Consider the following 21,956-nt stretch of genomic DNA (forward strand, 5'->3'; position numbering starts at 1 on the left):
GACCCCATGAACCGGCGTCATCGTTTTGTCTTTGTCCTGCTGGCACTGGCGTTTGGCGCCCCTGCCGCGGCGGATCCGTCGCCGCCGATCGGTGACGTCCTGGCCGGCGAGTTCGCCCTTCAGCACGGCGATTTGCCCGCGGCCGCCCGCCATTTCCAGACCGCATCGGCCGCCTCCAGCGATCCGGCCGTGGCCGAGCGGGCAACCCAGGTGGCTTGGGTCGCTGGTGAGGTCGTGCTGGCCCGCCGGGCATTGGCCCGCTGGCGTCAGCTGGCACCGGAGGCTGCCGGCATGCATGGGGCAGGCTTGCGCCTGGCGCTGGTGCAGGGTGACCAGGAAGAGGCGATGGACGCGGCGCGTGAACTGCTTGCGCTCGGCGATCCCGGGTTTGAAATGCTGCAGGTGGCCCTCGCGGAGTCCCGCGACGACGCGGCCGTGATCGCCCGCGCCGTGGTTCGGGCCTTGTTCGAGGAAGAGGCGCTGCGGCCGCGGCTGGCCGATTGGTTGCGCTGGGCTGGCATCGCCCGGCGGCTCAAGGATCGTCCGCTGGCCGAACGCATCATCAAGTTGGGCGTGCTCCGCTTCCCCGACGATCCTCGGGCCAGGTTGCTGGAAATTGCCCGGCTACGCGTTAGCGGCGACCTCAATACGGCCCGCCAGCGCCTGCTGGCGCTGCGCGCGGAGGACGGCATCCCGCCGGAACTGCGGCGGATCGCCGCCAGCGAGTTTGCACGCCAGGGCGACCTGCGCGCTGCCGCCGACCTGCTGGGCACCGGCGACCAGGATGAAGTCACCCTGAGCCAGCGCGCGGCCTGGCTGGTCGCGGCCGGTGACCGGGCCGGCATGCAGCTGCTGTACGCCGAACTCAAGGCGGCCGGCGCGGTACCGCCGCCGCCGCGCCGGCTGCTGCTCGGTCACGTCGCCGAAGCCCTGGGGCTGTGGGCCGAGGCCGAACGCTGGTATCAGGGCGTGCCGCGCGGTGCCGGCAGCGACATGGCGCTGCTGCGGCTGGCGCGCCTGTACGACCTGCGCGGCGATCCGGATCGCGCCATCGAGCGGCTCAAGGACCTGCAGTCGGACACCAGCGCCGACGGCGAGCGGGTCCGCGACAGCTATCTGGTGGAGGCGGACATCCTTGAGCGTGGCCAGCGCGCCGACCGGGCCCGCATGGCGCTGGACCGCGGCCTGTCGGTGTTTGAGGGTGACCCGGTGCTGCTGTATGCACGCGCCATGCTGCTCGAGCGTACCGACCAGATTGATGACTCGCTGGCCGACCTGCGCGCCATTCTCGACGACAACCCGGACGATCCGCAGGCGCTCAATGCCTACGGCTACACCTTGGCCGAGCGCCGCGGCGAGTACGCGGCCGCCTTGCCCTACATCGAACGTGCCCACGCCGCGGCGCCGGATTCGGCGGCGATCCTGGACAGTCTCGGCTGGATCCGCTTCCGGCTTGGCGAGCGCAAAGAATCGCTGGCGATGCTGCGCCGAGCCTGGGACCTGCTCAAGGATCCCGAGGTCGCCGCCCACCTCGGGGAAGTGCTTTGGACGCTGGACCAGCGGGATGAGGCGCGCGAAGTCTGGCGCCAGGGCGTCGCCATCGACCCTGACAACCGTGCGCTTCGACGCGCGCTGGAGACCTTTGCCCCATGACCCGTTTTGGCCTGCTGTTCCTGGCTGTCGCCGCGCTGGCCGCCTGTCAGCCCGCAGCTGTGCGCCAGATGGAAGATCCCGCCCTGCTGGCGGCACAGACGATGCGTGAGTCGAGGTTGTCGGCGCAGCCGAACTGGCGCTTGTCGGGAAGACTGGCGGTCAACGCGAACGGGGAGGGCGGCAGCGGCCGACTGGAGTGGCGCCAACAGGGCAAGGATTTCGAAATCCGCTTGGCGGCCCCGGTGACCGGCAAGAGTTGGCGGCTCCGGCAGCGGGGCGCAGAGGCGACGCTGGAGGGCCTGGAAGGTGGGACCCGTAGCGGTCCGGACGCCGAAGCGCTGCTGTTCGAAGCCACCGGTTGGCGGCTTCCGGTGCAGGCGCTGGCGGCATGGGCCAGGGGCGCGCGCGCCGACGGCCCAGCCACGATGGCCTTCGATCCGTCTGGTTTGCCGGCCTTGATCTCGCAGCAGGGCTGGCAGGTCGAGTATCGGGAATGGGACGACGCCGAGCCGGCCCGACCTCGCCGCGTGTTCGCGCGCCAGGGTGAGCAGGCCAGCGTGCGCCTGGTCGTCGAGGCCTGGGATACGCCATGACGATGGCCGACGTCGATGGCTGGAGCGCCTGGCCGGCGCCCGCCAAGCTCAATCTTTTTCTGCGCATCCTGGGCCGCCGCCAGGACGGCTACCACCGCCTGCAGACCGTGTTCCAGCTGCTGGATTGGGGCGACACCGTGCGCCTGCGGGTTCGCGACGACGCTGAGATCCGCCGGACCGGCGCCCAGGGCTACGCTTTGCCGGAGAGCGAAGACATCGTCGTTCGCGCCGCTAAGAGTATTCAAAGTGAAGCTAAGATCGCCAAAGGCGTTGATATCGAGGTGATAAAGCGCATCCCGCTGGGCGGCGGCTTTGGCGGCGGCTCGTCCGATGCCGCCACCGTGCTGGTGGCACTCAACTATCTCTGGGATGCAGGCCTTGGCCCGGATCATCTGGCCGCCATCGGGCTGCGCTTGGGCGCCGACGTGCCGGTGTTCGTGCGTGGGCGCAGCGCCTGGGCCGAAGGCGTGGGCGAGGAGCTGACCCCGCTCGAGCTGCCGCCGGCGGCCTATCTGCTGGTTGATTCCGGCGTCAGCGTGCCCACCGCGGAGCTTTTCCAAACCCCTGATTTGACGCGGGATGCGCCCCCGGCGACAATTGCGGACTTCGTTTCTGGCTTCGCGCTCGGCAATGCCTTCGAGCCGGTGCTGCGTCGCCGCTCGGAAGCCATCGAGGCTACCCTGCAGGCGCTTTCGCAGCTCGGCCCAGCGGCATTGACCGGGACCGGCGGCGGCTGTTTTGCACGCTTCGGCGCGCGCGCCGAAGCCGAAGCTGCACGGTCACGCTTGCCCTCGGGCCTGCGTGCCTGGGTGGCGGAAGGTGTCGCGGTTTCGCCCCTGCATCGGGCGCTGCCGACGCGCTGAGCCAGAACCGGAAAAACCAGTGATGGGGCGTCGCCAAGAGGCCTAAGGCACCGGGTTTTGATCCCGGCATTTCGTAGGTTCGAATCCTACCGCCCCAGCCATCCACCGGACGCAGCACGGTCCCACAACAGCGAACGCAAAGGCAGATCCAATGAGCAAGCAGAACCTGCTCGTATTCACCGGCAACGCCAATCGTCCGCTGGCTCTGGCGGTTTGCCGCCAGCTCGGCATTCCGCTGGGCAAGGCGCAGGTGGGTCAGTTCTCCGACGGCGAAGTGCAAGTCGAGATCGAGGAAAACGTGCGCCGGCAGGAGGTGTTCGTCATCCAGTCCACCAGCGCGCCGACCGCCGAAAATTTCATGGAGCTGCTGGTGCTCATTGACGCGCTCAAGCGCGCGTCGGTGGCCAGCGTCACCGCCGTGGTGCCGTATTTCGGCTACGCCCGCCAGGACCGCCGCATGCGCTCGTCACGCGTGCCGATCACCGCCAAGGTCGCCGCCAAGATGTTTTCCGCGGTGGGCACCGACCGCGTGCTGACCGTGGACCTGCACGCCGACCAGATCCAGGGTTTCTTCGACATCCCGGTCGACAACGTTTACGCCTCGCCGATCCTGCTCGCCGACATCTGGCGCAGCCAGGGCACCGACAATCTGATCGTGGTTTCGCCCGACGTCGGCGGCGTGGTGCGTGCCCGCGCAATCGCCAAGCGGCTCGACGACGCCGAACTGGCGATCATCGACAAGCGCCGTCCGAAAGCCAACGTCGCCACCGTGATGAACATCATCGGTGACGTCGAAGGCAAGACCTGCGTGCTGGTGGACGACATCGTCGACACCGCCGGCACCCTGTGCGCAGCCGCGGCAGCGCTCAAGGCCAACGGCGCCCGCAAGGTCGTTGCCTACTGCACCCACCCGGTGCTGTCGGGCGCGGCGATCGCCAACGTCAGCAATTCGCAGCTCGATGAGCTGGTGGTTACCGACACCATTCCTCTTTCGGAGGCCGCGCGGGCCTGCCCGCGCATTCGCCAGCTCAGCGTCGCCGAACTGCTGGCGGAAACCATTCGACGCGTTGCATTTGGCGAATCGGTCAGCTCCCTCTACGTGGACTGAAGCAGGCGGGGCAGGGAATCCGGGATCGGCATTCGAGAGTGCCGATCCCCGATTCCCGGTTCCGGGAACGACGCAGCGCCTGGTCGCGGGCACTGCGGTACACGCCGAAAGGCGCATCACACTGAAGAAGGCAACACCAACATGGCTACCAACCACAACATCACGGCGACTGGCCGCAAAGTCGAGGGCAAAGGTGCGAGCCGCCGCCTCCGTCACAGCGGCCAGGTCCCGGCCATCGTCTACGGCGCCCATCAGGACCCGCAGAGCGTCCAGGTCGAGCACAACCACCTCTGGCTCGCCAGCCAGAACGAGTGGTTCTACTCCGCCATCCTCGACCTGAGCGTCGACGGCAAGGTCCAGAAGGTGCTGCTGCGTGACATGCAGCGCCATCCGTTCAAGCAGCAGATCCTGCACCTGGACTTCCTGCGCGTGAGCGAGAACGAGGCCCTGCGCGCCAAGGTGCCGCTGCACTTCATCAATCAGGAAACTTCCCCGGCCGGCAAGGCGGCGGGCGTCGTGATCACCCACGAGCTCAACGAACTGGAAGTCAGCTGCCTGCCGAAGGACCTGCCGGAGTTCATCGAGATCGACCTGGCCGAACTGGTTCTGGGCGACATCATCCACCTCTCGCAGATCAAGCTGCCCAAGGGCGTTACCCTGCCGGGTCTTGCTCTCGCCAGCGCCGGCAAGGAGCACGACCTGGCGGTCGTGATCGCCAAGCATGCCCGCGTCGAAGTCGAGGAAGAAGTTGCGCCGGAATCGGCTGAAGTCCCGGCCGCCAAGGTCGCCAAGCCGGACGCCGCCGCTGCGGCGCCGGCGGCTCCGAAGAAGAAGTGATCCCAATGCCCGTCCTGTCTCTCTCCCTGCGGGGGAGGGTCGGGGCGGGCGGGCACACGTGACGTGAGCGATCTGCGCCTCATCGTCGGCCTCGGGAATCCCGGCGCCGAACACGCCCGGACCCGGCATAACGCCGGGTTCTGGTTTCTGGACGCCCTCGCCAACCAGGCCGGGGCGCGCTTCGGGCTGGAGTCCAAGCTGCACGGCGAAACAGCGAAGATCGAAATCGCCGGCCGCAGCGTCTGGCTGCTGCGTCCCGCCACCTTCATGAACGCGTCCGGCCGATCGGTGGTCGCGGCGCTGCGCTATTGGAAAATCGAGCCCGAACAGGCCCTGCTCGCCCACGATGACCTGGACCTGGCGCCTGGCCTGGCCCGGCTCAAGTTCGACGGCGGCCACGGCGGGCAGAACGGCATCCGCGACACCATGCAGCACCTGGGGCACGGCAAGTTCCATCGGCTGCGCATCGGCATCGGCCATCCCGGCCACAAGGACAAGGTCACCCCCTGGGTGCTCGGCAAGCCCGGCAAGGACGACGAGGCCTGCATCCTGCGCGCCATCGACGACGCGCTGGCCGTGATGCCGCTGGCTGTGGCCGGGGAGTTCCCCGAGGCCATGAAGCGCCTGCACACCCCTAAACCCTGAGTTGCCAGGCGCCAGCGGTCACCGGACCGCTGGCGCCTGGAAATTCGCGAACCGGAAGACAGCATCATGGGCATCAAATGCGGCATCGTCGGCCTGCCGAACGTCGGCAAGTCCACTCTTTTCAACGCGCTGACGAAGGCGGGCATCGCCGCGGCCAACTTCCCGTTCTGCACCATCGAGCCCAATACCGGCGTGGTCCCGGTGCCGGACCTGCGCCTGGCGCAGCTGGCTGAGATCGTGAAGCCGCAGAAGGTCATCCCGACCTCGTTCGAGTTCGTGGACATCGCCGGCCTGGTGGCCGGCGCCTCCAAGGGCGAGGGCCTGGGTAACAAGTTCCTGGCGCACATCCGCGAGGTGGACGCGATCGCCCACGTGGTGCGCTGCTTCGAGAATGCCGACATCATCCACGTGGCCGGCAAGATCGATCCGATCGCGGATATCGAGGTGATTGACCTTGAGCTGGCGCTGGCAGACCTGGAGTCGGTTGAAAAATCGCTTAACCGCGCCGAACGTGAAGCCAAGACCGGCAATAAAGACGCTATCGTCCGGAAAGAAGTGCTTTCGCGGGTTCGCGAGGGTCTCGATGCCGGCAAGCCGGCCCGCGCCCTGGGGTTGAGCGCCGAAGACCGGGCCGTGGTCCGGGACCTGTTCCTGATGACCCTCAAGCCGGTGATGTACGTGGCGAACGTGCTCGAGGACGGCTTCGAGAACAACCCGATGCTGGACCTGGTGCGGGCCCGGGCCGAGGTCGAGGGCGCGCAGGTGGTTCCCGTCAGCGCCGCCATCGAGGAGGAGATGTCCCAGCTCGAGGACGCCGATCGCGCCGAGTTCCTGGCCGAAATGGGCCTGTCGGAGCCGGGTCTGAATCGCGTGATCCGCGCCGGCTACGCCCTGCTGGGCATGCAGACCTACTTCACGGCGGGCGTGAAGGAAGTGCGGGCTTGGCAGGTGCACAAGGGCTCGACCGCGCCACAGGCCGCCGCTGTCATCCATACCGACTTCGAGAAGGGCTTCATCCGGGCCGAAACCATCGCCTTCGACGATTTCCTCAAGTATCGCGGTGAATCCGGTGCCCGCGACGCCGGCAGGCTTCGCCTGGAGGGCAAGGAGTACATCGTCCAGGAGGGCGACGTGCTGCATTTCCGCTTCAATGTCTGATTCGGGACGGTAATTGCGAAAAGGGCGTTGACATTTACCGCCGCGACCGTGAAAATTGCGGGCTCCTTGCTGGAGGGATACCCAAGCGGCCAACGGGGGCAGACTGTAAATCTGCTGGCTCACGCCTTCGGTGGTTCGAATCCACCTCCCTCCACCAGCTTCGCGAAGTTGTCCGGTAACGGAAAGCAGCGCAGGGCGGGAGTAGTTCAATGGTAGAACCTCAGCCTTCCAAGCTGATCATGCGGGTTCGATCCCCGTCTCCCGCTCCACCTTGAACACGCTTCATCGCAACACCACGTATTCGCTCATCTAGCTCAGTCGGTAGAGCACTTCCTTGGTAAGGAAGAGGTCGCAGGTTCGATTCCTGTGATGAGCACCATCCACCCCCGGGGCCGCAGGTGCGGTTCCGGGCAGGCAGAAAACCTTTTTATTCCTAACCGGGTAATTCGCAATGGCCAAGGGTAAGTTCGAGCGCACCAAGCCGCACGTGAACGTCGGCACCATCGGTCACGTTGACCACGGCAAGACCACGCTGACCGCCGCGCTGACCAAGATTGGCGCCGAGCGCTTCGGTGGCGAGTTCAAGGCCTACGACGCGATTGACGCGGCGCCGGAAGAGAAGGCGCGTGGCATCACGATTTCGACCGCTCACGTTGAGTACGAGTCGGAGAAGCGCCACTACGCGCACGTGGATTGCCCGGGTCACGCCGACTACGTGAAGAACATGATTACGGGTGCGGCGCAGATGGACGGCGCGATCCTGGTGTGTTCGGCCGCTGACGGCCCGATGCCGCAGACGCGCGAGCACATCCTGCTGGCCCGCCAGGTGGGCGTGCCGTACATCGTGGTCTACCTGAACAAGGCTGACCTGGTGGACGACGCCGAGCTGATGGAGCTGGTGGAGATGGAAGTCCGCGAGCTGCTGTCGAAGTACGATTTCCCGGGCGACGACACCCCGATCATCAAGGGTTCGGCGCGTTCGGCGCTGGAAGGCGACCAGTCGGAGATCGGCGTGCCGTCGATCATCGCGCTGGTGGAAGCGCTGGACACCTGGATCCCGGAGCCGCAGCGCGACGTGGACAAGGCGTTCCTGATGCCGGTCGAGGACGTGTTCTCGATTTCGGGTCGTGGCACCGTGGTGACCGGCCGCATCGAGCGCGGCATCATCAAGGTCGGTGAGGAAATCGAGATCGTCGGCATCCGTCCGACCGTCAAGACGACCGTGACCGGCGTTGAGATGTTCCGCAAGCTGCTCGACCAGGGTCAGGCGGGCGACAACGCCGGCCTGCTGCTGCGCGGCACCAAGCGTGACGACGTCGAGCGTGGCCAGGTGCTGGCCAAGCCGGGTTCGATCACCCCGCATACCGAGTTCGAGGCTGAGGTGTACGTGCTGTCGAAGGACGAGGGTGGTCGTCATACCCCGTTCTTCAAGGGCTACCGCCCGCAGTTCTACTTCCGCACGACCGACGTGACGGGCGCCTGCCAGCTGCCGGAAGGCGTTGAGATGGTGATGCCGGGCGACAACGTGAAGATGGTCGTGACCCTGATCGCGCCGATCGCGATGGACGAAGGCCTGCGCTTCGCGATCCGCGAAGGCGGCCGCACCGTCGGCGCCGGCGTGGTTGCGAAGGTCCTCAAGTAATAAAGACCGCCCGCCCGGCGAAGGCCGGACGGGCAGGGGAATGGCGGGCCGGAAGCGGTCCGCCATCGCCCGTTTAGAGATGCCAATGCGTCAGTAGCTCAACTGGCAGAGCAGCGGTCTCCAAAACCGCAGGTTGTAGGTTCGAGTCCTACCTGGCGCGCCACCCGCACTGGTCGTGTTTCCCGAGGGAGCCGCGACCCCCAACCGGCTTTAGCCGGGCAAGAGCTGATGAACACGAAGGTCGAGCAAGCAGAACGGGCGGTTACCGCCGCCGATATCGCGAAGTACGTCCTCGCCGCCGCGCTCGTGGTTGGCGGCATCGTCGCCTTCTACTGGTTCAGTCAGTGGCCGGGTCCGGTGCGTGGGCTGATCGCTGCCGCTGGCGTGGTCGCTGCGGCCGGCGTCATGGCGTTGACCGCGAAGGGTCGCCAGGTCCGCGAGTTCGCCTCCGAATCGCTGTTCGAGCTGCGCAAGGTGGTGTGGCCGACGACGCAGGAGACCCGCAAGATCACGGGCGTGATCCTGGTCGTGGTGGTGATCGTCAGCCTGATCCTCTCGTTCTTCGATCTTATTATTTCGTGGCTGATCCGGCTGTTGCTGGGCTAATTGGGAGTCTGTAGAAAATGGCCAAGCGCTGGTACGTCGTCCACGCCTATTCGGGCTTTGAGCATCAGGTGCAGCGCGCGCTCGACACGCGCATTGCGCGCGCCGAGATGCAGGAAAAGTTTGGCCAGGTGCTGGTCCCGACCGAAGAAGTCATCGAGATGCGCGGTGGCCAGAAGCGCAAGTCCGAGCGCAAGTTCTTCCCCGGTTACGTGCTGGTGCAGATCGAGACGCACGAGGACGGCGGCATTCCCCGCATTGACGACGACAGCTGGCACCTGATCAAGGAAACCCCGAAGGTCATGGGCTTCATCGGCGGTACCGCCGAACGGCCGCTGCCGATCCAGGACAGCGAGGCGGACGTGATCCTTCGCCGGGTCCAGGACGGCGTCGACAAGCCCAAGCCCAAGGTGCTGTTCGAGCCGGGCGAAATGGTCCGCGTCACCGAGGGTCCTTTCAACGACTTCAACGGCGTCGTCGAGGAAATCAATTACGAGAAGAGCCGCCTGCGCGTGGCGGTGCTGATCTTCGGTCGTTCCACCCCGGTGGAGCTGGAGTTCGGACAGGTCGAGAAGGCCTGACGGGAAGTTTCGCAACAGCGTGGAAGCCGGGGCACGAACCCCACCCGGCACGATGGGGAGCCTGACAACAGGCGCTTGCACCCGGAGATAAGACAATGGCTAAGAAAGTAGTTGGTTACATCAAGCTGCAGGTGAAGGCCGGTCAGGCCAACCCCTCGCCGCCGGTCGGTCCTGCGCTGGGTCAGCGCGGCCTGAACATCATGGAGTTCTGCAAGGCGTTCAACGCTGCGACCTCCAAGCTCGAGCCGGGCCTGCCGACGCCGGTGATCATCACCGCGTACTCGGACCGTACCTTCACCTTCATCACCAAGAGCACCCCGGCCACCGTGCTGCTCAAGAAGGCCGCTGGCCTGACCTCGGGCTCCAAGCGCCCGAACACCGAGAAGGTGGGCAAGGTCACCCGCAAGCAGCTCGAAGATATCGTCAAGGCCAAGGAAGCCGACCTCACGGCCGCCTCCCTGGAAGCTGGCGTGCGCACCATCGCGGGCAGCGCCCGTTCGATGGGTCTCGTGGTGGAGGGCTAAGACATGGCAAAGATCTCTAAGCGTTACAAGAACCTTCAGACCCTGGTCACCCCGGGCAAGCCTTATTCGCTGGACGAAGCCCTGAAGCTGATCCAGTCGAACTCCAAGACCAAGTTCGTCGAGTCCGTGGACGTCTCCGTGCGCCTCGGCGTGGACGCCAAGAAGTCCGACCAGCAGGTTCGCGGCGCGACCGTGCTGCCGGCCGGTACCGGCAAGTCGGTCCGCGTGGCCGTGTTCTGCCCGCCCGGCGCCAAGGCTGACGAGGCTCTGGCGGCTGGCGCCGAAGTGGTTGGCATGGACGAACTGGCCGACAAGATGCTGGCCGGCGACCTGAACTACGACGTCGTCATCGCGACGCCGGACGCCATGCGCGTGGTCGGTAAGCTCGGTCAGGTGCTGGGTCCGCGCGGCCTGATGCCGAACCCGAAGGTCGGCACCGTTTCGCCGGACGCCGCGGGTGCCGTGCGCAACGCCAAGGCTGGCCAGGTGCGCTACCGCACCGACAAGGGCGGCATCATCCACTGCACCATCGGCAAGGCCAACTTCGAGGCGGAAGCCCTGAAGAACAACCTGCACGCCCTGCTGGGCGACCTGGTCAAGGCCAAGCCGGCCACGTCCAAGGGCCAGTACCTGCAGAAGATCTCCCTGAGCTCGACGATGGGCGTCGGCGTGGTCATCGACCCGTCCTCGCTGTCGCTGGCCAAGTAACAAGAACCAGCCGCCCGGGACGCGTCCCGGGCGGAAGTATTTGAAGGCACCGGCGGAAACGCGTTTCGCCGGAGCCATCAAAGACCGCAGGTGCGGTCAGCGCGTGACGACGTCGGGCAGGGATGCACGACTGGCAAGGATTCGCCGTCGCCACAAGCGGGATCGTTTAATCCGTGCTTCGAGAGAAGCCGGGCCTGCGTAGATGGTGCCGCCTTCTGGAAATCATTCTGGAATCGGCCACCACCGGGACGCACCCGCGTCCCCGGCGCCGAAGGAACGGTGCCGCCCAAGACCGCAAGCGGCAGGAGCCGCAAGCGGAGTCCTATTGGAGGAGTGCAATGGCTCTCAATCTGTCCCAGAAACAAGAAGTGGTCGCCGAGCTGGCAGAAGTCGCCTCGAAGGCACACTCCTTGGTCGCCGCCGAGTATGCCGGCACGACCGTGTCGCAGATGACCGCGATGCGTAAAAAGGCGCGCGAAACCGGTGTGTTCTTGAAAGTTGTCAAGAACACCCTGGCCACCCGCGCCGTCGCCGGCACTGAATACGAGTCCAGCCAGGAGGCCCTGGTGGGCCCGCTGCTGTACGCGTTCTCGATGGAAGACCCCGGCGCCGCCGGTCGTCTGATCAAGGAGTTCGCCAAGGGCAACGACAAGCTGCAGGCCAAGGTCGTTTCGATCGGTGGCAAGTCCTTCCCCGGTTCGCATCTCGAGGTTCTTGCCTCGCTGCCGACCCGTGAGCAGGCGCTTGCGATGCTGGCCCGCGTGCTGGCCGAGCCGGCGACGATGTTCGCCCGCGCGGTCAAGGCTGTCGCCGATCAGCAGGGTGGTGGCGAAGAAGCCGCTCCCGAAGCTGTCGTCGAAACTGCCTGACCCGTCGACCTAACCTTTCCTTTCCAGAAAATTATCCAGAGGTAAATACAATGTCCCTTTCCAACGAGCAGATCGTCGAAGCCGTCGCCGGCAAGACCCTGATGGAAGTGATGGAGCTGGTCAAGGCCATCGAAGAGAAGTTCGGCGTCACCGCCGCCGCCCCGGTCATGATGGCCGGTCCGGCCGCTGCCGCTGCCGCCGTCGAAGAGCAGACCGAGTTCGCCGTGGTCCTGAAGGCCGCCGGCGAGAAGAAGGTCGAAGTGATTAAGGCGGTCCGCGCCATCACCGGCCTGGGCCTGAAGGAAGCCAAGGACCTCGTCGAGGCCACTGGCATCGTGAAGGACGCCGTGTCGAAGGACGACGCCGCGAAGTTCAAGAAGGACCTCGAGGCGGCCGGCGCGACGGTCGAGCTCAAGTAATCCTCAATTGAGTCGCCGGTTGGTATTGGCGACCACCTGAGGCTGGGGGCGAAAGCCCCCGGCCTTTGGCCGTTCCTGAGGGACGGCGCAACGTAACAAGCAACTGATCCCGAGTTGCCAGTCGGAAGTAGCAAGAGAAGGCGTGCTGGTGCCGGCAATACCAGCGACTTCCAACTGGCAGTTTGATGTTCCCCCGGGACCGCGGACGCGCGGCCCACAGATACCCGAGGCGGTAGCTCACCATGACGTACTCCTTCACCGAAAAGAAGCGTATCCGCAAGGACTTCGGCAAGCGCCGGCAAGTTCTTGAAGTGCCGTACCTGCTGGCGATCCAGATGGACTCGTACCGCGAGTTCCTCCAGGAGTTCGCCCTGTCCGGCCAGCGTGATGACCGCGGCCTGCACGCCGCCCTGAAGTCGGTGTTCCCGATCACCAGCTACTCCGGCAATGCCGCCCTGGAGTACGTCAGCTACAAGCTCGGCGAGCCGCCGTTCGACGAGCGCGAGTGCCGCAACCGTGGCCTCACCTACGGCGCCCCGCTGCGCGTGACCGTGCGCCTGGTCATCTACGACCGTGAGTCGTCGACCAAGGCCATCAAGTACGTGAAGGAGCAGGAGGTCTACATGGGCGAGCTGCCCCTGATGACCGACAACGGCACCTTCATCGTCAACGGCACCGAGCGCGTCATCGTTTCGCAGCTGCATCGCTCGCCGGGCGTGTTCTTCGACCACGACCGCGGCAAGACCCACAGCTCGGGCAAGCTGCTGTATTCGGCCCGCATCATTCCTTACCGCGGCTCCTGGCTCGACTTCGAGTTCGACCCGAAGGACGCCGTGTTCACGCGTATCGATCGCCGCCGCAAGCTGCCGGTGACGATCCTGCTGCGCGCGCTGGGTTACAACAACGAAGAAATCCTCGACATCTTCTTCGACGTCAACACCTTCCACATCGCCAAGCAGGACGGCGTTGAGCTGGAGCTGGTTGCCGAGCGCCTGCGTGGCGAGACCCTGAACTTCGACCTCGTGGTCGGCGGCAAGGTCATCGTCGAAGCCGGCAAGCGCATCACCGCGCGCCACGTGAAGCAGCTCGAACAGGCCAAGGTCGACACCCTCGCGGTGCCGGACGAATACCTGTACGGCCGCATTCTGTCGCACGACATCGTCGACACCAAGACCGGCGAAGTGCTGGCGGTGGCGAACGAAGAGCTCAACGAAGCCAACGTCGCCAAGCTGCGCAAGGCTGGCATCGACACGATCGGCACCCTGTGGGTGAACGACCTCGATCGCGGCCCGTACATCTCCAACACCCTGCGCATCGACCCGACCAAGACTCAGCTCGAGGCCCTGGTCGAGATCTACCGCATGATGCGTCCGGGCGAGCCGCCCACCAAGGACGCCGCGCAGAACCTGTTCTACAACCTGTTCTTCACCTTCGAGCGCTACGACCTCTCGGGCGTGGGCCGGATGAAGTTCAACCGCCGCGTCGGCCGCAAGGAAGTCACCGGCGCCTCGGTGCTGTACGACTCCAAGTACTTCGGCGAGCGCAACGACGAGAACTCCAAGAACCTGGTCAAGGAATTCGCCGGCACGTCCGACATCCTTGAGGTCATCAAGACCCTTTGCGAGATCCGCAACGGCCGTGGCGTCGTCGACGACATCGACCACCTGGGCAACCGCCGCGTGCGTTCGGTCGGCGAAATGGCCGAGAACGTCTTCCGCGTGGGCCTGGTCCGCGTCGAGCGCGCCGTCAAGGAGCGCCTGTCGCTGGCCGAGTCCGATGGCCTGACCCCGCAGGACCTGATCAACGCCAAGCCGGTGGCCGCCGCGATCAAGGAGTTCTTCGGTTCGTCGCAGCTGTCGCAGTTCATGGATCAGAACAACCCGCTTTCGGAAGTCACCCACAAGCGCCGCGTGTCGGCCCTTGGCCCGGGCGGCCTGACCCGTGAGCGCGCCGGATTCGAAGTCCGCGACGTGCACCCGACCCATTACGGCCGCGTCTGCACCATCGAGACGCCGGAAGGCCCGAACATCGGCCTGATCAACTCGCTGGCCGTGTACGCCCGCAGCAACAAGTACGGTTTCCTCGAGACCCCGTACCGCAAGGTCGTGGACGGCAAGGTCACGGACCAGGTTGAATTCCTGTCGGCGATTGAAGAGCACGAGTACGCGATCGCCCAGGCCAACGCCGAGCTCAACCCGAACGGCAGCTTCCAGGCACCGTTCGTGCCCTGCCGTTACCAGGCCGAGACCCTGCTCAAGCCGCCGTCGGAAATCCACTACATGGACGTCTCGCCCATGCAGTCGGTCTCGGTCGCGGCCGCGCTGGTTCCGTTCATCGAGCACGACGATGCCAACCGCGCCCTGATGGGTGCGAACATGCAGCGTCAGGCCGTGCCGACCCTGCGGTCGCAGAAGCCGCTGGTCGGCACCGGCATCGAACGCGCCGTGGCGCGCGACTCCGGCGTCACCGTCAATGCCAAGCGCGGCGGCGTGATCGACCAGGTCGACGCGGGCCGCATCGTGGTTCGTGCCAACGAGGACGAGATCCACGACAACGACGCCGGCGTCGATATCTACACGCTGATCAAGTACACCCGTTCCAACCAGAACACCTGCATCAACCAGCGTCCGCTGGTGAAAGTGGGTGATCGCGTCGCCCGCGGCGACGTGCTGGCCGACGGCCCGTCCACCGACATCGGTGAGCTGGCGCTGGGTCAGAACATGCTGGTCGCGTTCATGCCCTGGAATGGTTACAACTTCGAGGACTCGATCCTGCTCTCCGAGCGCGTGGTCGAAGAGGATCGTTACACCACGATCCACATCGAGGAACTGACCTGCGTCGCCCGCGACACCAAGCTTGGGCCTGAGGAAATCACCGCCGACATCCCGAACGTGTCCGAGCAGGCCCTGGGCCGCCTCGACGAGTCGGGCGTGGTGTACATCGGTGCCGAAGTGCGCGCCGGCGACATCATGGTTGGCAAGGTCACGCCCAAGGGCGAAAGCCAGCTGACCCCGGAAGAGAAGCTGCTGCGCGCCATCTTCGGTGAGAAGGCCAGCGATGTTAAGGACAGCTCGCTGCGCGTGCCCCCGGGCATGGACGGCACCGTCATTGACGTGCAGGTATTCACCCGCGACGGCATCGAGAAAGACAAGCGTGCGCGCCAGATCGAGGAAACCGAGGTCAAGCGCGTCAAGAAGGACTTCGACGATCAGTTCCGCATCCTCGAAGGCGCGATCTATGCCCGTCTGCGCGGCCTGCTGATTGGCAAGGTCGCCAATGGCGGTCCGAACGGCATCAAGAAGGGCACCGAGATCACCGGCGAGTACCTCGACGGCCTGAAGAAGGACGACTGGTTCACCATCCGCATGAAGGATGAGGAAGCGGCCGAGGTGATCGAGCGCGCGCAGAAGCAGGTCGAGGCGCACGAGAAGGAATTCGAGAAGCGGTTCCAGGACAAGCGCGGCAAGATCACCGCCGGCGACGACCTGGCCCCGGGCGTGCTCAAGATGGTGAAGGTCTACCTTGCCGTTAAGCGCCGCATCCAGCCGGGTGACAAGATGGCCGGCCGCCACGGTAACAAGGGCGTCGTGTCCACCATCGTGCCCGTGCAGGACATGCCGTACATGGCCGACGGCCAGACCGTCGACATCGTGCTCAACCCGCTGGGCGTGCCGAGCCGAATGAACATCGGTCAGGTGCTGGAAGTCCATCTGGGCTGGGCCGCGAAAGGCCTGGGCCAGAAGATCCAGCGCATGCTCGAGGCTCAGGAAAAGGTTGCCGACCTGCGCAAGTTCCTCGACCAGATCTACAACCACGACCGCAAGCTCCAGGGCGAGCGCGTCGACATGGCGCAGATCAGCGACAAGGAGCTGCTGGTGTTGGCCCAGAACCTCACCGACGGCGTGCCGATGGCCACCCCGGTGTTCGACGGCGCCTCCGAGGCCGAGATCAAGGCCATGCTGAAGCTGGCTGATCTTCCGGAAAGCGGCCAGACCATCCTCCACGACGGCCGTACCGGCGAGGCGTTCGATCGCCCGGTCACCGTTGGCTACATGCACATGCTCAAGCTCAACCACTTGGTTGACGACAAGATGCACGCCCGCTCGACCGGTCCGTACTCGCTCGTTACCCAGCAGCCGCTGGGCGGCAAGGCGCAGTTCGGCGGACAGCGCTTCGGTGAGATGGAAGTCTGGGCGCTGGAAGCCTACGGCGCGGCCTACACCCTGCAGGAAATGTTGACGGTTAAGTCCGATGACGTGCAGGGCCGTAACCAGATGTACAAGAACATCGTCGACGGCGAGCACGAAATGACGGCCGGCATGCCGGAATCGTTCAATGTGTTGGTGAAGGAAATTCGTTCCCTCGCCATCAACATCGAGCTGGAAGAGCAGTGATCGGCGCTGAGAACAGGAGAATCAAATGAAAGACCTACTTAATCTGTTCAACCAGCAGCGTCAGTCGCTGGATTTCGATGGCATCAAGATTGGCCTGGCATCGCCGGACCTGATCCGCAGCTGGTCGTTCGGCGAAGTGAAGAAGCCGGAAACCATCAACTACCGTACCTTCAAGCCCGAGCGTGACGGCCTGTTCTGCGCCGCCATTTTCGGACCGATCAAGGACTACGAGTGCCTGTGCGGCAAGTACAAGCGCATGAAGCACCGTGGCGTGGTCTGCGAGAAGTGCGGCACTGAAGTGACGCTGGCCAAGGTGCGTCGCGAGCGCATGGGCCACATCGAGCTGGCCAGTCCGACCGCGCACATCTGGTTCCTCAAGTCGCTGCCGTCGCGCATCGGCCTGATGCTGGACATGACCCTGCGTGACATCGAGCGCATCCTGTACTTCGAGGCCTACGTGGTCATCGAGCCGGGCCTGACGACGCTCGACCGCGGCCAGCTGCTCACCGAAGAGCAGTTCCTGACTGCGCGCCAGGAACATGGCGACGACTTCGATGCCCTGATGGGCGCCGAGGCGGTCTACCACCTGCTGCGCACCATCGACCTGAGCTCCGAGCTGCTGCGCCTCAAGGAAGAGATCGCGTCCACCAACTCCGAGACCAAGCTCAAGCGCCTCACCAAGCGCATCAAGCTGGTCGAGGCCTTCCTCGAGTCGGGCAACCGCCCCGAGTGGATGGTGATGACCGTGCTGCCGGTGCTGCCGCCGGACCTGCGTCCGCTGGTGCCGCTGGACGGTGGCCGCTTCGCGACCTCCGACCTCAACGATCTCTACCGTCGCGTCATCAACCGCAACAACCGCCTCAAGCGCCTGCTCGAGCTGAACGCGCCGGACATCATCGTCCGGAACGAGAAGCGCATGCTGCAGGAGTCGGTGGACGCCCTGATGGACAACGGCCGTCGCGGCCGCGCCATCACCGGCACCAACAAGCGCCCGCTCAAGTCGCTGGCCGACATGATCAAGGGCAAGCAGGGTCGCTTCCGTCAGAACCTGCTCGGCAAGCGCGTGGACTACTCCGGCCGTTCCGTCATCGTGGTCGGCCCGACCCTGCGCCTGCACGAGTGCGGCCTGCCCAAGAAGATGGCGCTTGAGCTGTTCAAGCCCTTCATCTTCGCCAAGCTGCAGCGTCGTGGCCTCGCCACGACCATCAAGGCGGCCAAGAAGCTGGTAGAGCGCGAGTCGGCGGAAGTCTGGGACATCCTGGAAGAAGTCATCCGCGAGCACCCGGTGCTGCTCAATCGCGCCCCGACCCTGCATCGCCTGGGTATCCAGGCGTTCGAGCCGGTGCTGATCGAGGGCAAGGCCATCCAGCTGCATCCGCTGGTCTGCACCGCGTTCAACGCCGACTTCGACGGTGACCAGATGGCCGTGCACGTCCCGCTGAGCCTCGAGGCCCAGCTGGAAGCGCGCGCCCTGATGATGTCGTCGAACAACATCCTGTCGCCCGCCAACGGCGAGCCGATCATCGTGCCGACCCAGGACGTCGTCCTGGGTCTGTACTACATGACCCGCGCGCTGGAGAACAAGAAAGGCGAGGGCATGGTGTTCGCCAACGTCGCCGAGGTGAAGCGCGCCTACGACAACCGCGTCGTCGAGCTGCACGCCAAGGTTCGTGTGCGCCTCAAGACCTACGAGGCTGACGAGCAGGGCGAGCGCAGCGAGAAGACCGCGATCGTGGAGACCACGATCGGTCGCGCGCTGCTGGCGGAAATCCTGCCGGAAGGCCTGCCGTTCTCGCTGGCCAACACCGAGCTGACCAAGAAGAACATCAGCCGCCTGATCAACACCTGCTACCGCATGCTGGGCCTGAAGCACACGGTGATCTTTGCCGACCAGCTGATGTACACCGGCTTCTCGTACGCAACCCGCGCTGGCGTGTCGATCGGCATCGACGACATGATCATCCCGGACGAGAAGAAGGGCATCCTGGCCGGTGCCGAGTCCGAGGTGCTGGAGATCCAGGAGCAGTACCAGAGCGGCCTGGTCACCGCCGGCGAGCGCTACAACAAGGTCGTGGATATCTGGTCGCGCACCAACGAGTTGGTCGCGAAGGCCATGATGAAAACCATCGGCTTCGAGGACGTGCAGAACGCCAAGGGCGAGACCATCGAGCAGAAGTCGATGAACTCGGTCTTCATCATGGCGGACTCCGGCGCGCGTGGTTCGCAGGCCCAGATCCGCCAGTTGGCGGGTATGCGCGGCCTGATGGCCAAGCCCGACGGCTCGATCATCGAAACCCCGATCACGGCGAACTTCCGTGAAGGCCTGAACGTGCTGCAGTACTTCATCTCGACCCACGGTGCCCGTAAGGGTCTCGCGGATACCGCGCTGAAGACCGCGAACTCCGGTTACCTCACCCGCCGCCTGGTCGACGTTGCCCAGGACGTGGTGGTTACCGAGTCCGATTGCGGCACGATGAACGGCCTGACCATGACCCCGATCGTCGAGGGTGGTGACGTTGTAGAGCCGCTGCGCGACCGCGTGCTGGGCCGCATCGTGGCCGAGGACGTGTACATGCCGGGCAACGACGAGGATCCGATCGTCACCCGCAACGAACTGCTGGACGAGGCCTGGGTCGACAAGCTCGAGGCCGCGGGCGTGCAGTCCATCAAGGTCCGCTCCGCGATCACCTGCGACAGCACCTTCGGCATCTGCGCCCACTGCTACGGCCGTGACCTGGCGCGTGGCCACATCGTCAACCATGGCGAGGCCGTCGGCGTCGTCGCGGCCCAGTCGATCGGCGAGCCGGGCACCCAGCTGACCATGCGTACCTTCCACATCGGCGGCGCGGCTTCGCGTGCGGCGGCGGTGGACAACATCACGGTCAAAACCACGGGTGCGGTCAAGTTCAACAACCTCAAGTACGTGCAGCACGCCAACGGCCACCTGGTCGCGGTGTCCCGCTCGGGCGAACTGTCTGTCCTCGACAACCATGGCCGCGAGCGTGAGCGCTACAAGCTCCCGTACGGCGCCATGATCAACGTCAAGGACGGCCAGGAGGTCAAGGCTGGCAAGGTCGTCGCCAACTGGGATCCGCATAACCACCCGATCGTGTCGGAAGTGGCGGGCTTCGTCCGCTTCGTGGACTTCGTCGACGGCATCACCGTCATCGAGAAGACCGATGACCTGACCGGCCTGGCCTCGCGTGAGATCACCGATCCCAAGCGTCGCGGTTCGATGGGCAAGGACCTGCGTCCGGTCGTGCGCATCCTCGACAAGAACGGCAAGGACCTCAACATCCCGGGCACCGACCTGCCGGCGCAGTACCTGCTGCCGCCGCGCTCGATCGTCAACCTGCAGGACGGCGCCGCCGTCGGCGTGGGTGACGTGGTGACCAAGGTGCCGCAGGAAGCCTCCAAGACCCGCGACATCACCGGTGGTCTGCCGCGCGTCGCCGATCTGTTCGAGGCCCGCAAGCCCAAGGATCCGGCCGTGTTGGCGGAAGTGTCCGGCATCATCAGCTTCGGCAAGGACACCAAGGGCAAGCAGCGCCTGATCATCAAGGATGCCGACGGAAACGAGCACGAAGAGCTCATCCCGAAGTACCGCCAGGTCATCGTTTACGAAGGCGAGCACATCGCCAAGGGCGAGACCGTGGTGGACGGCGAGCCGAACCCGCAGGACATCCTGCGCCTGCTGGGCGTAGAGCCGCTGGCCTCGTACCTGACCAAGGAAATCCAGGACGTCTACCGTCTGCAGGGCGTCAAGATCAACGACAAGCACATCGAAACGATCATTCGTCAGATGCTGCGCAAGGTCGAGATCACCGACGCTGGCGACAGCCGCTTCATGGCGGGCGAGCAGGCGGAGCGTATCCGCGTCGTCGAGGACAATGCCAAGGCGTTGACCAAGAACGAGCTGCCGGCCCGCTACGAGCCGGTGCTGCTGGGCATCACCAAGGCCTCGCTGGCGACCGAGTCGTTCATCTCGGCGGCTTCCTTCCAGGAAACCACCCGCGTGCTGACCGAGGCTGCCGTCCGCGGCACCCGCGACAGCTTGCGCGGCCTGAAGGAAAACGTTATCGTCGGCCGCCTTATTCCGGCGGGCACGGGCCTTGCGTACCACAGCAAGCGCCGCAAGGCCGCCAATCCCGAACTTTCCGATTCCGATCTGGAGACCTTGCGCGCCGTCTCGACGGCCACTGAGACCACCGAAGACGCCGGTTCCGAAGGCTGACTCTATAGCGCTGGCAGGCCCGCTGATGGCCTGCCCACATTCGAAAAGAGGGACCAGGATGGCCCCTCGTGTTCGATTCACGGACGATGGAAACCAGCAAACCCCACTGTCATTGATTTGACAGAGGGGTTTAACGCGAATTAAACTCCCGCTTCTCGGTGGGCCGGTTTCCGGCCTGCCGTGTCATTTTTCATCAGGATTCCGAACGCATGGCGACGATCAACCAGTTGGTGCGCAAGCCGCGCCAGCCCAATACCTACAAGAGCGCCTCTCCGGCGCTGGCCAACTGCCCGCAGCGTCGTGGCGTGTGCACCCGCGTGTACACCACCACTCCGAAGAAGCCGAACTCGGCCCTTCGCAAGGTTGCCAAGGTGCGCCTGACCAACGGCTTCGAAGTGATCTCCTACATCGGTGGCGAAGGCCACAACCTGCAGGAGCACTCGGTGGTGCTGATCCGCGGCGGTCGCGTCAAGGACCTTCCCGGCGTGCGCTACCACACGGTGCGTGGCTCGCTCGACGCCTCCGGTGTCGCCAAGCGTCGCCAGAGCCGCTCCAAGTACGGCACCAAGCGTCCGAAGTCCTGAGCCAGCGGCTTCGTCCGCTCCGCTCTACACCCGATCAATAAAATTTAGGCAAGCCTTATGTCCCGTAAAGGTTCTCCCGGTACCCGTTCGATCCTCCCGGATCCGAAGCACGGAAGCGAAGTCGTCGCGCGCTTCATCAACATGGTCATGAAGTCCGGCAAGAAGTCGATCGCTGAAAAGATCGTCTATGGCGCCATGGACGTCATTGGCGAGAAGAACAGCGACACGCTGGCTCTGGTCGAAAAGGCCCTGGCGAACGTTGCGCCGGCCGTCGAGGTCAAGTCCCGCCGCGTTGGCGGTGCGACCTACCAGGTCCCCGTCGAAGTCCGCACCTCGCGCCGCATGGCGCTGGCGATGCGCTGGGTGATCGATTCCGCGCGCAAGCGTGGCGAGAACACCATGCCGCGCAAGCTGGCCGCCGAGCTGATGGAAGCTTCCGAGAGCCGCGGTGGCGCGGTCAAGAAGCGCGAAGAAACTCACCGTATGGCAGAGGCCAACAAGGCCTTCTCGCACTACCGTTGGTAATAGAGAAGGATTTTAG

At 65.0% G+C, this 21,956-nt stretch carries 18 protein-coding genes and 5 tRNA genes; all 23 read left to right on the forward strand.

All coding sequences use genetic code 11. From position 1 onward, the window contains the following. Positions 1 to 6: 6 nt before the first annotated feature. Positions 7 to 1,653, forward strand: coding sequence for a tetratricopeptide repeat protein (locus tag ACYVGY_RS02910; protein ID WP_460455977.1), 1,647 nt, complete (start codon positions 7 to 9; stop codon positions 1,651 to 1,653). Beyond that, positions 1,650 to 2,246, forward strand: coding sequence for a lipoprotein insertase outer membrane protein LolB (lolB, locus tag ACYVGY_RS02915; RefSeq protein WP_460455978.1), 597 nt, complete (start codon positions 1,650 to 1,652; stop codon positions 2,244 to 2,246). Before ACYVGY_RS02910 ends, lolB begins: the two co-directional genes overlap by 4 nt. Further along, positions 2,243 to 3,109 (forward strand): 4-(cytidine 5'-diphospho)-2-C-methyl-D-erythritol kinase, encoded by an 867-nt coding sequence (gene ispE, locus ACYVGY_RS02920; protein WP_460455979.1) that lies wholly within the window; start codon positions 2,243 to 2,245, stop codon positions 3,107 to 3,109. The genes lolB and ispE overlap by 4 nt, the downstream gene beginning before the upstream one ends. Positions 3,110 to 3,132: 23 nt before the next feature. Then, positions 3,133 to 3,210, forward strand: a tRNA-Gln gene (locus ACYVGY_RS02925). Between the two features lie 50 nt (positions 3,211 to 3,260). Next, positions 3,261 to 4,217 (forward strand): ribose-phosphate diphosphokinase, encoded by a 957-nt coding sequence (locus ACYVGY_RS02930; protein ID WP_460455980.1) that lies wholly within the window; start codon positions 3,261 to 3,263, stop codon positions 4,215 to 4,217. Positions 4,218 to 4,358: 141 nt separating this feature from the next. Further along, positions 4,359 to 5,054 (forward strand): 50S ribosomal protein L25/general stress protein Ctc, encoded by a 696-nt coding sequence (locus ACYVGY_RS02935; RefSeq protein ID WP_460455981.1) that lies wholly within the window; start codon positions 4,359 to 4,361, stop codon positions 5,052 to 5,054. A gap of 63 nt (positions 5,055 to 5,117) precedes the next feature. Beyond that, a complete protein-coding gene (gene pth, locus ACYVGY_RS02940) occupies positions 5,118 to 5,699 on the forward strand; it encodes an aminoacyl-tRNA hydrolase (RefSeq protein WP_460455982.1) in 582 nt (193 codons plus the stop codon). A 66-nt stretch (positions 5,700 to 5,765) separates the two neighbouring features. Next, complete coding sequence (gene ychF, locus ACYVGY_RS02945; RefSeq protein ID WP_460455983.1) at positions 5,766 to 6,857, forward strand: redox-regulated ATPase YchF; 1,092 nt, start codon at positions 5,766 to 5,768, stop codon at positions 6,855 to 6,857. A 71-nt stretch (positions 6,858 to 6,928) separates the two neighbouring features. Further along, positions 6,929 to 7,014 (forward strand) — tRNA-Tyr (locus tag ACYVGY_RS02950). A gap of 38 nt (positions 7,015 to 7,052) precedes the next feature. Continuing rightward, a tRNA-Gly gene (locus tag ACYVGY_RS02955) sits at positions 7,053 to 7,126 on the forward strand. Positions 7,127 to 7,160: 34 nt separating this feature from the next. Continuing rightward, positions 7,161 to 7,236 (forward strand) — tRNA-Thr (locus ACYVGY_RS02960). 72 nt (positions 7,237 to 7,308) lie between these two features. Further along, positions 7,309 to 8,499, forward strand: a complete 1,191-nt coding sequence (tuf, locus tag ACYVGY_RS02965; protein ID WP_460455984.1) for an elongation factor Tu — start codon at positions 7,309 to 7,311, stop codon at positions 8,497 to 8,499. An 87-nt stretch (positions 8,500 to 8,586) separates the two neighbouring features. Further along, positions 8,587 to 8,662, forward strand: a tRNA-Trp gene (locus ACYVGY_RS02970). 65 nt (positions 8,663 to 8,727) lie between these two features. Continuing rightward, entirely contained in the window at positions 8,728 to 9,105 is a 378-nt protein-coding gene (gene secE / locus ACYVGY_RS02975; protein ID WP_460455985.1) for a preprotein translocase subunit SecE, read from the forward strand. A gap of 17 nt (positions 9,106 to 9,122) precedes the next feature. Next, positions 9,123 to 9,683 (forward strand): transcription termination/antitermination protein NusG, encoded by a 561-nt coding sequence (nusG, locus tag ACYVGY_RS02980; protein WP_460455986.1) that lies wholly within the window; start codon positions 9,123 to 9,125, stop codon positions 9,681 to 9,683. Positions 9,684 to 9,778: 95 nt separating this feature from the next. Then, complete coding sequence (gene rplK, locus ACYVGY_RS02985; RefSeq protein WP_034213888.1) at positions 9,779 to 10,207, forward strand: 50S ribosomal protein L11; 429 nt, start codon at positions 9,779 to 9,781, stop codon at positions 10,205 to 10,207. Positions 10,208 to 10,210: 3 nt separating this feature from the next. After that, positions 10,211 to 10,915: a 50S ribosomal protein L1 gene (gene rplA / locus ACYVGY_RS02990; RefSeq protein ID WP_460455987.1), complete on the forward strand. Its 705-nt coding sequence runs from the start codon at positions 10,211 to 10,213 to the stop codon at positions 10,913 to 10,915. Between the two features lie 338 nt (positions 10,916 to 11,253). Continuing rightward, entirely contained in the window at positions 11,254 to 11,784 is a 531-nt protein-coding gene (rplJ, locus tag ACYVGY_RS02995; RefSeq protein WP_460455988.1) for a 50S ribosomal protein L10, read from the forward strand. A gap of 50 nt (positions 11,785 to 11,834) precedes the next feature. Then, on the forward strand, positions 11,835 to 12,203 hold the full coding sequence (gene rplL, locus ACYVGY_RS03000) for a 50S ribosomal protein L7/L12 (RefSeq protein WP_460455989.1): 369 nt from the start codon (positions 11,835 to 11,837) through the stop codon (positions 12,201 to 12,203). Positions 12,204 to 12,445: 242 nt separating this feature from the next. Continuing rightward, complete coding sequence (rpoB, locus tag ACYVGY_RS03005) at positions 12,446 to 16,597, forward strand: DNA-directed RNA polymerase subunit beta (RefSeq protein ID WP_460455990.1); 4,152 nt, start codon at positions 12,446 to 12,448, stop codon at positions 16,595 to 16,597. Between the two features lie 25 nt (positions 16,598 to 16,622). Continuing rightward, entirely contained in the window at positions 16,623 to 20,831 is a 4,209-nt protein-coding gene (gene rpoC, locus ACYVGY_RS03010; RefSeq protein ID WP_460455991.1) for a DNA-directed RNA polymerase subunit beta', read from the forward strand. A 209-nt stretch (positions 20,832 to 21,040) separates the two neighbouring features. After that, positions 21,041 to 21,415: a 30S ribosomal protein S12 gene (rpsL, locus tag ACYVGY_RS03015; RefSeq protein WP_460455992.1), complete on the forward strand. Its 375-nt coding sequence runs from the start codon at positions 21,041 to 21,043 to the stop codon at positions 21,413 to 21,415. Between the two features lie 57 nt (positions 21,416 to 21,472). Further along, positions 21,473 to 21,940, forward strand: a complete 468-nt coding sequence (rpsG, locus tag ACYVGY_RS03020; protein WP_460455993.1) for a 30S ribosomal protein S7 — start codon at positions 21,473 to 21,475, stop codon at positions 21,938 to 21,940. Positions 21,941 to 21,956: the final 16 nt, after the last annotated feature.

The organism is Arenimonas alkanexedens, from assembly GCF_054781355.1.

Excerpts from the sequence above, each read along its gene's own strand:
- ACYVGY_RS02910 (WP_460455977.1), top strand. The coding sequence starts at position 7 with ATGAACCGGCGTCATCGTTTTGTCTTTGTCCTGCTGGCACTGGCGTTT.
- lolB (WP_460455978.1), top strand. The coding sequence starts at position 1,650 with ATGACCCGTTTTGGCCTGCTGTTCCTGGCTGTCGCCGCGCTGGCCGCC.
- ispE (WP_460455979.1), top strand. The coding sequence starts at position 2,243 with ATGACGATGGCCGACGTCGATGGCTGGAGCGCCTGGCCGGCGCCCGCC.
- ACYVGY_RS02930 (WP_460455980.1), top strand. The coding sequence starts at position 3,261 with ATGAGCAAGCAGAACCTGCTCGTATTCACCGGCAACGCCAATCGTCCG.
- ACYVGY_RS02935 (WP_460455981.1), top strand. The coding sequence starts at position 4,359 with ATGGCTACCAACCACAACATCACGGCGACTGGCCGCAAAGTCGAGGGC.
- ychF (WP_460455983.1), top strand. The coding sequence starts at position 5,766 with ATGGGCATCAAATGCGGCATCGTCGGCCTGCCGAACGTCGGCAAGTCC.
- tuf (WP_460455984.1), top strand. The coding sequence starts at position 7,309 with ATGGCCAAGGGTAAGTTCGAGCGCACCAAGCCGCACGTGAACGTCGGC.
- secE (WP_460455985.1), top strand. The coding sequence starts at position 8,728 with ATGAACACGAAGGTCGAGCAAGCAGAACGGGCGGTTACCGCCGCCGAT.
- nusG (WP_460455986.1), top strand. The coding sequence starts at position 9,123 with ATGGCCAAGCGCTGGTACGTCGTCCACGCCTATTCGGGCTTTGAGCAT.
- rplK (WP_034213888.1), top strand. The coding sequence starts at position 9,779 with ATGGCTAAGAAAGTAGTTGGTTACATCAAGCTGCAGGTGAAGGCCGGT.
- rplA (WP_460455987.1), top strand. The coding sequence starts at position 10,211 with ATGGCAAAGATCTCTAAGCGTTACAAGAACCTTCAGACCCTGGTCACC.
- rplJ (WP_460455988.1), top strand. The coding sequence starts at position 11,254 with ATGGCTCTCAATCTGTCCCAGAAACAAGAAGTGGTCGCCGAGCTGGCA.
- rplL (WP_460455989.1), top strand. The coding sequence starts at position 11,835 with ATGTCCCTTTCCAACGAGCAGATCGTCGAAGCCGTCGCCGGCAAGACC.
- rpoB (WP_460455990.1), top strand. The coding sequence starts at position 12,446 with ATGACGTACTCCTTCACCGAAAAGAAGCGTATCCGCAAGGACTTCGGC.
- rpoC (WP_460455991.1), top strand. The coding sequence starts at position 16,623 with ATGAAAGACCTACTTAATCTGTTCAACCAGCAGCGTCAGTCGCTGGAT.
- rpsL (WP_460455992.1), top strand. The coding sequence starts at position 21,041 with ATGGCGACGATCAACCAGTTGGTGCGCAAGCCGCGCCAGCCCAATACC.
- rpsG (WP_460455993.1), top strand. The coding sequence starts at position 21,473 with ATGTCCCGTAAAGGTTCTCCCGGTACCCGTTCGATCCTCCCGGATCCG.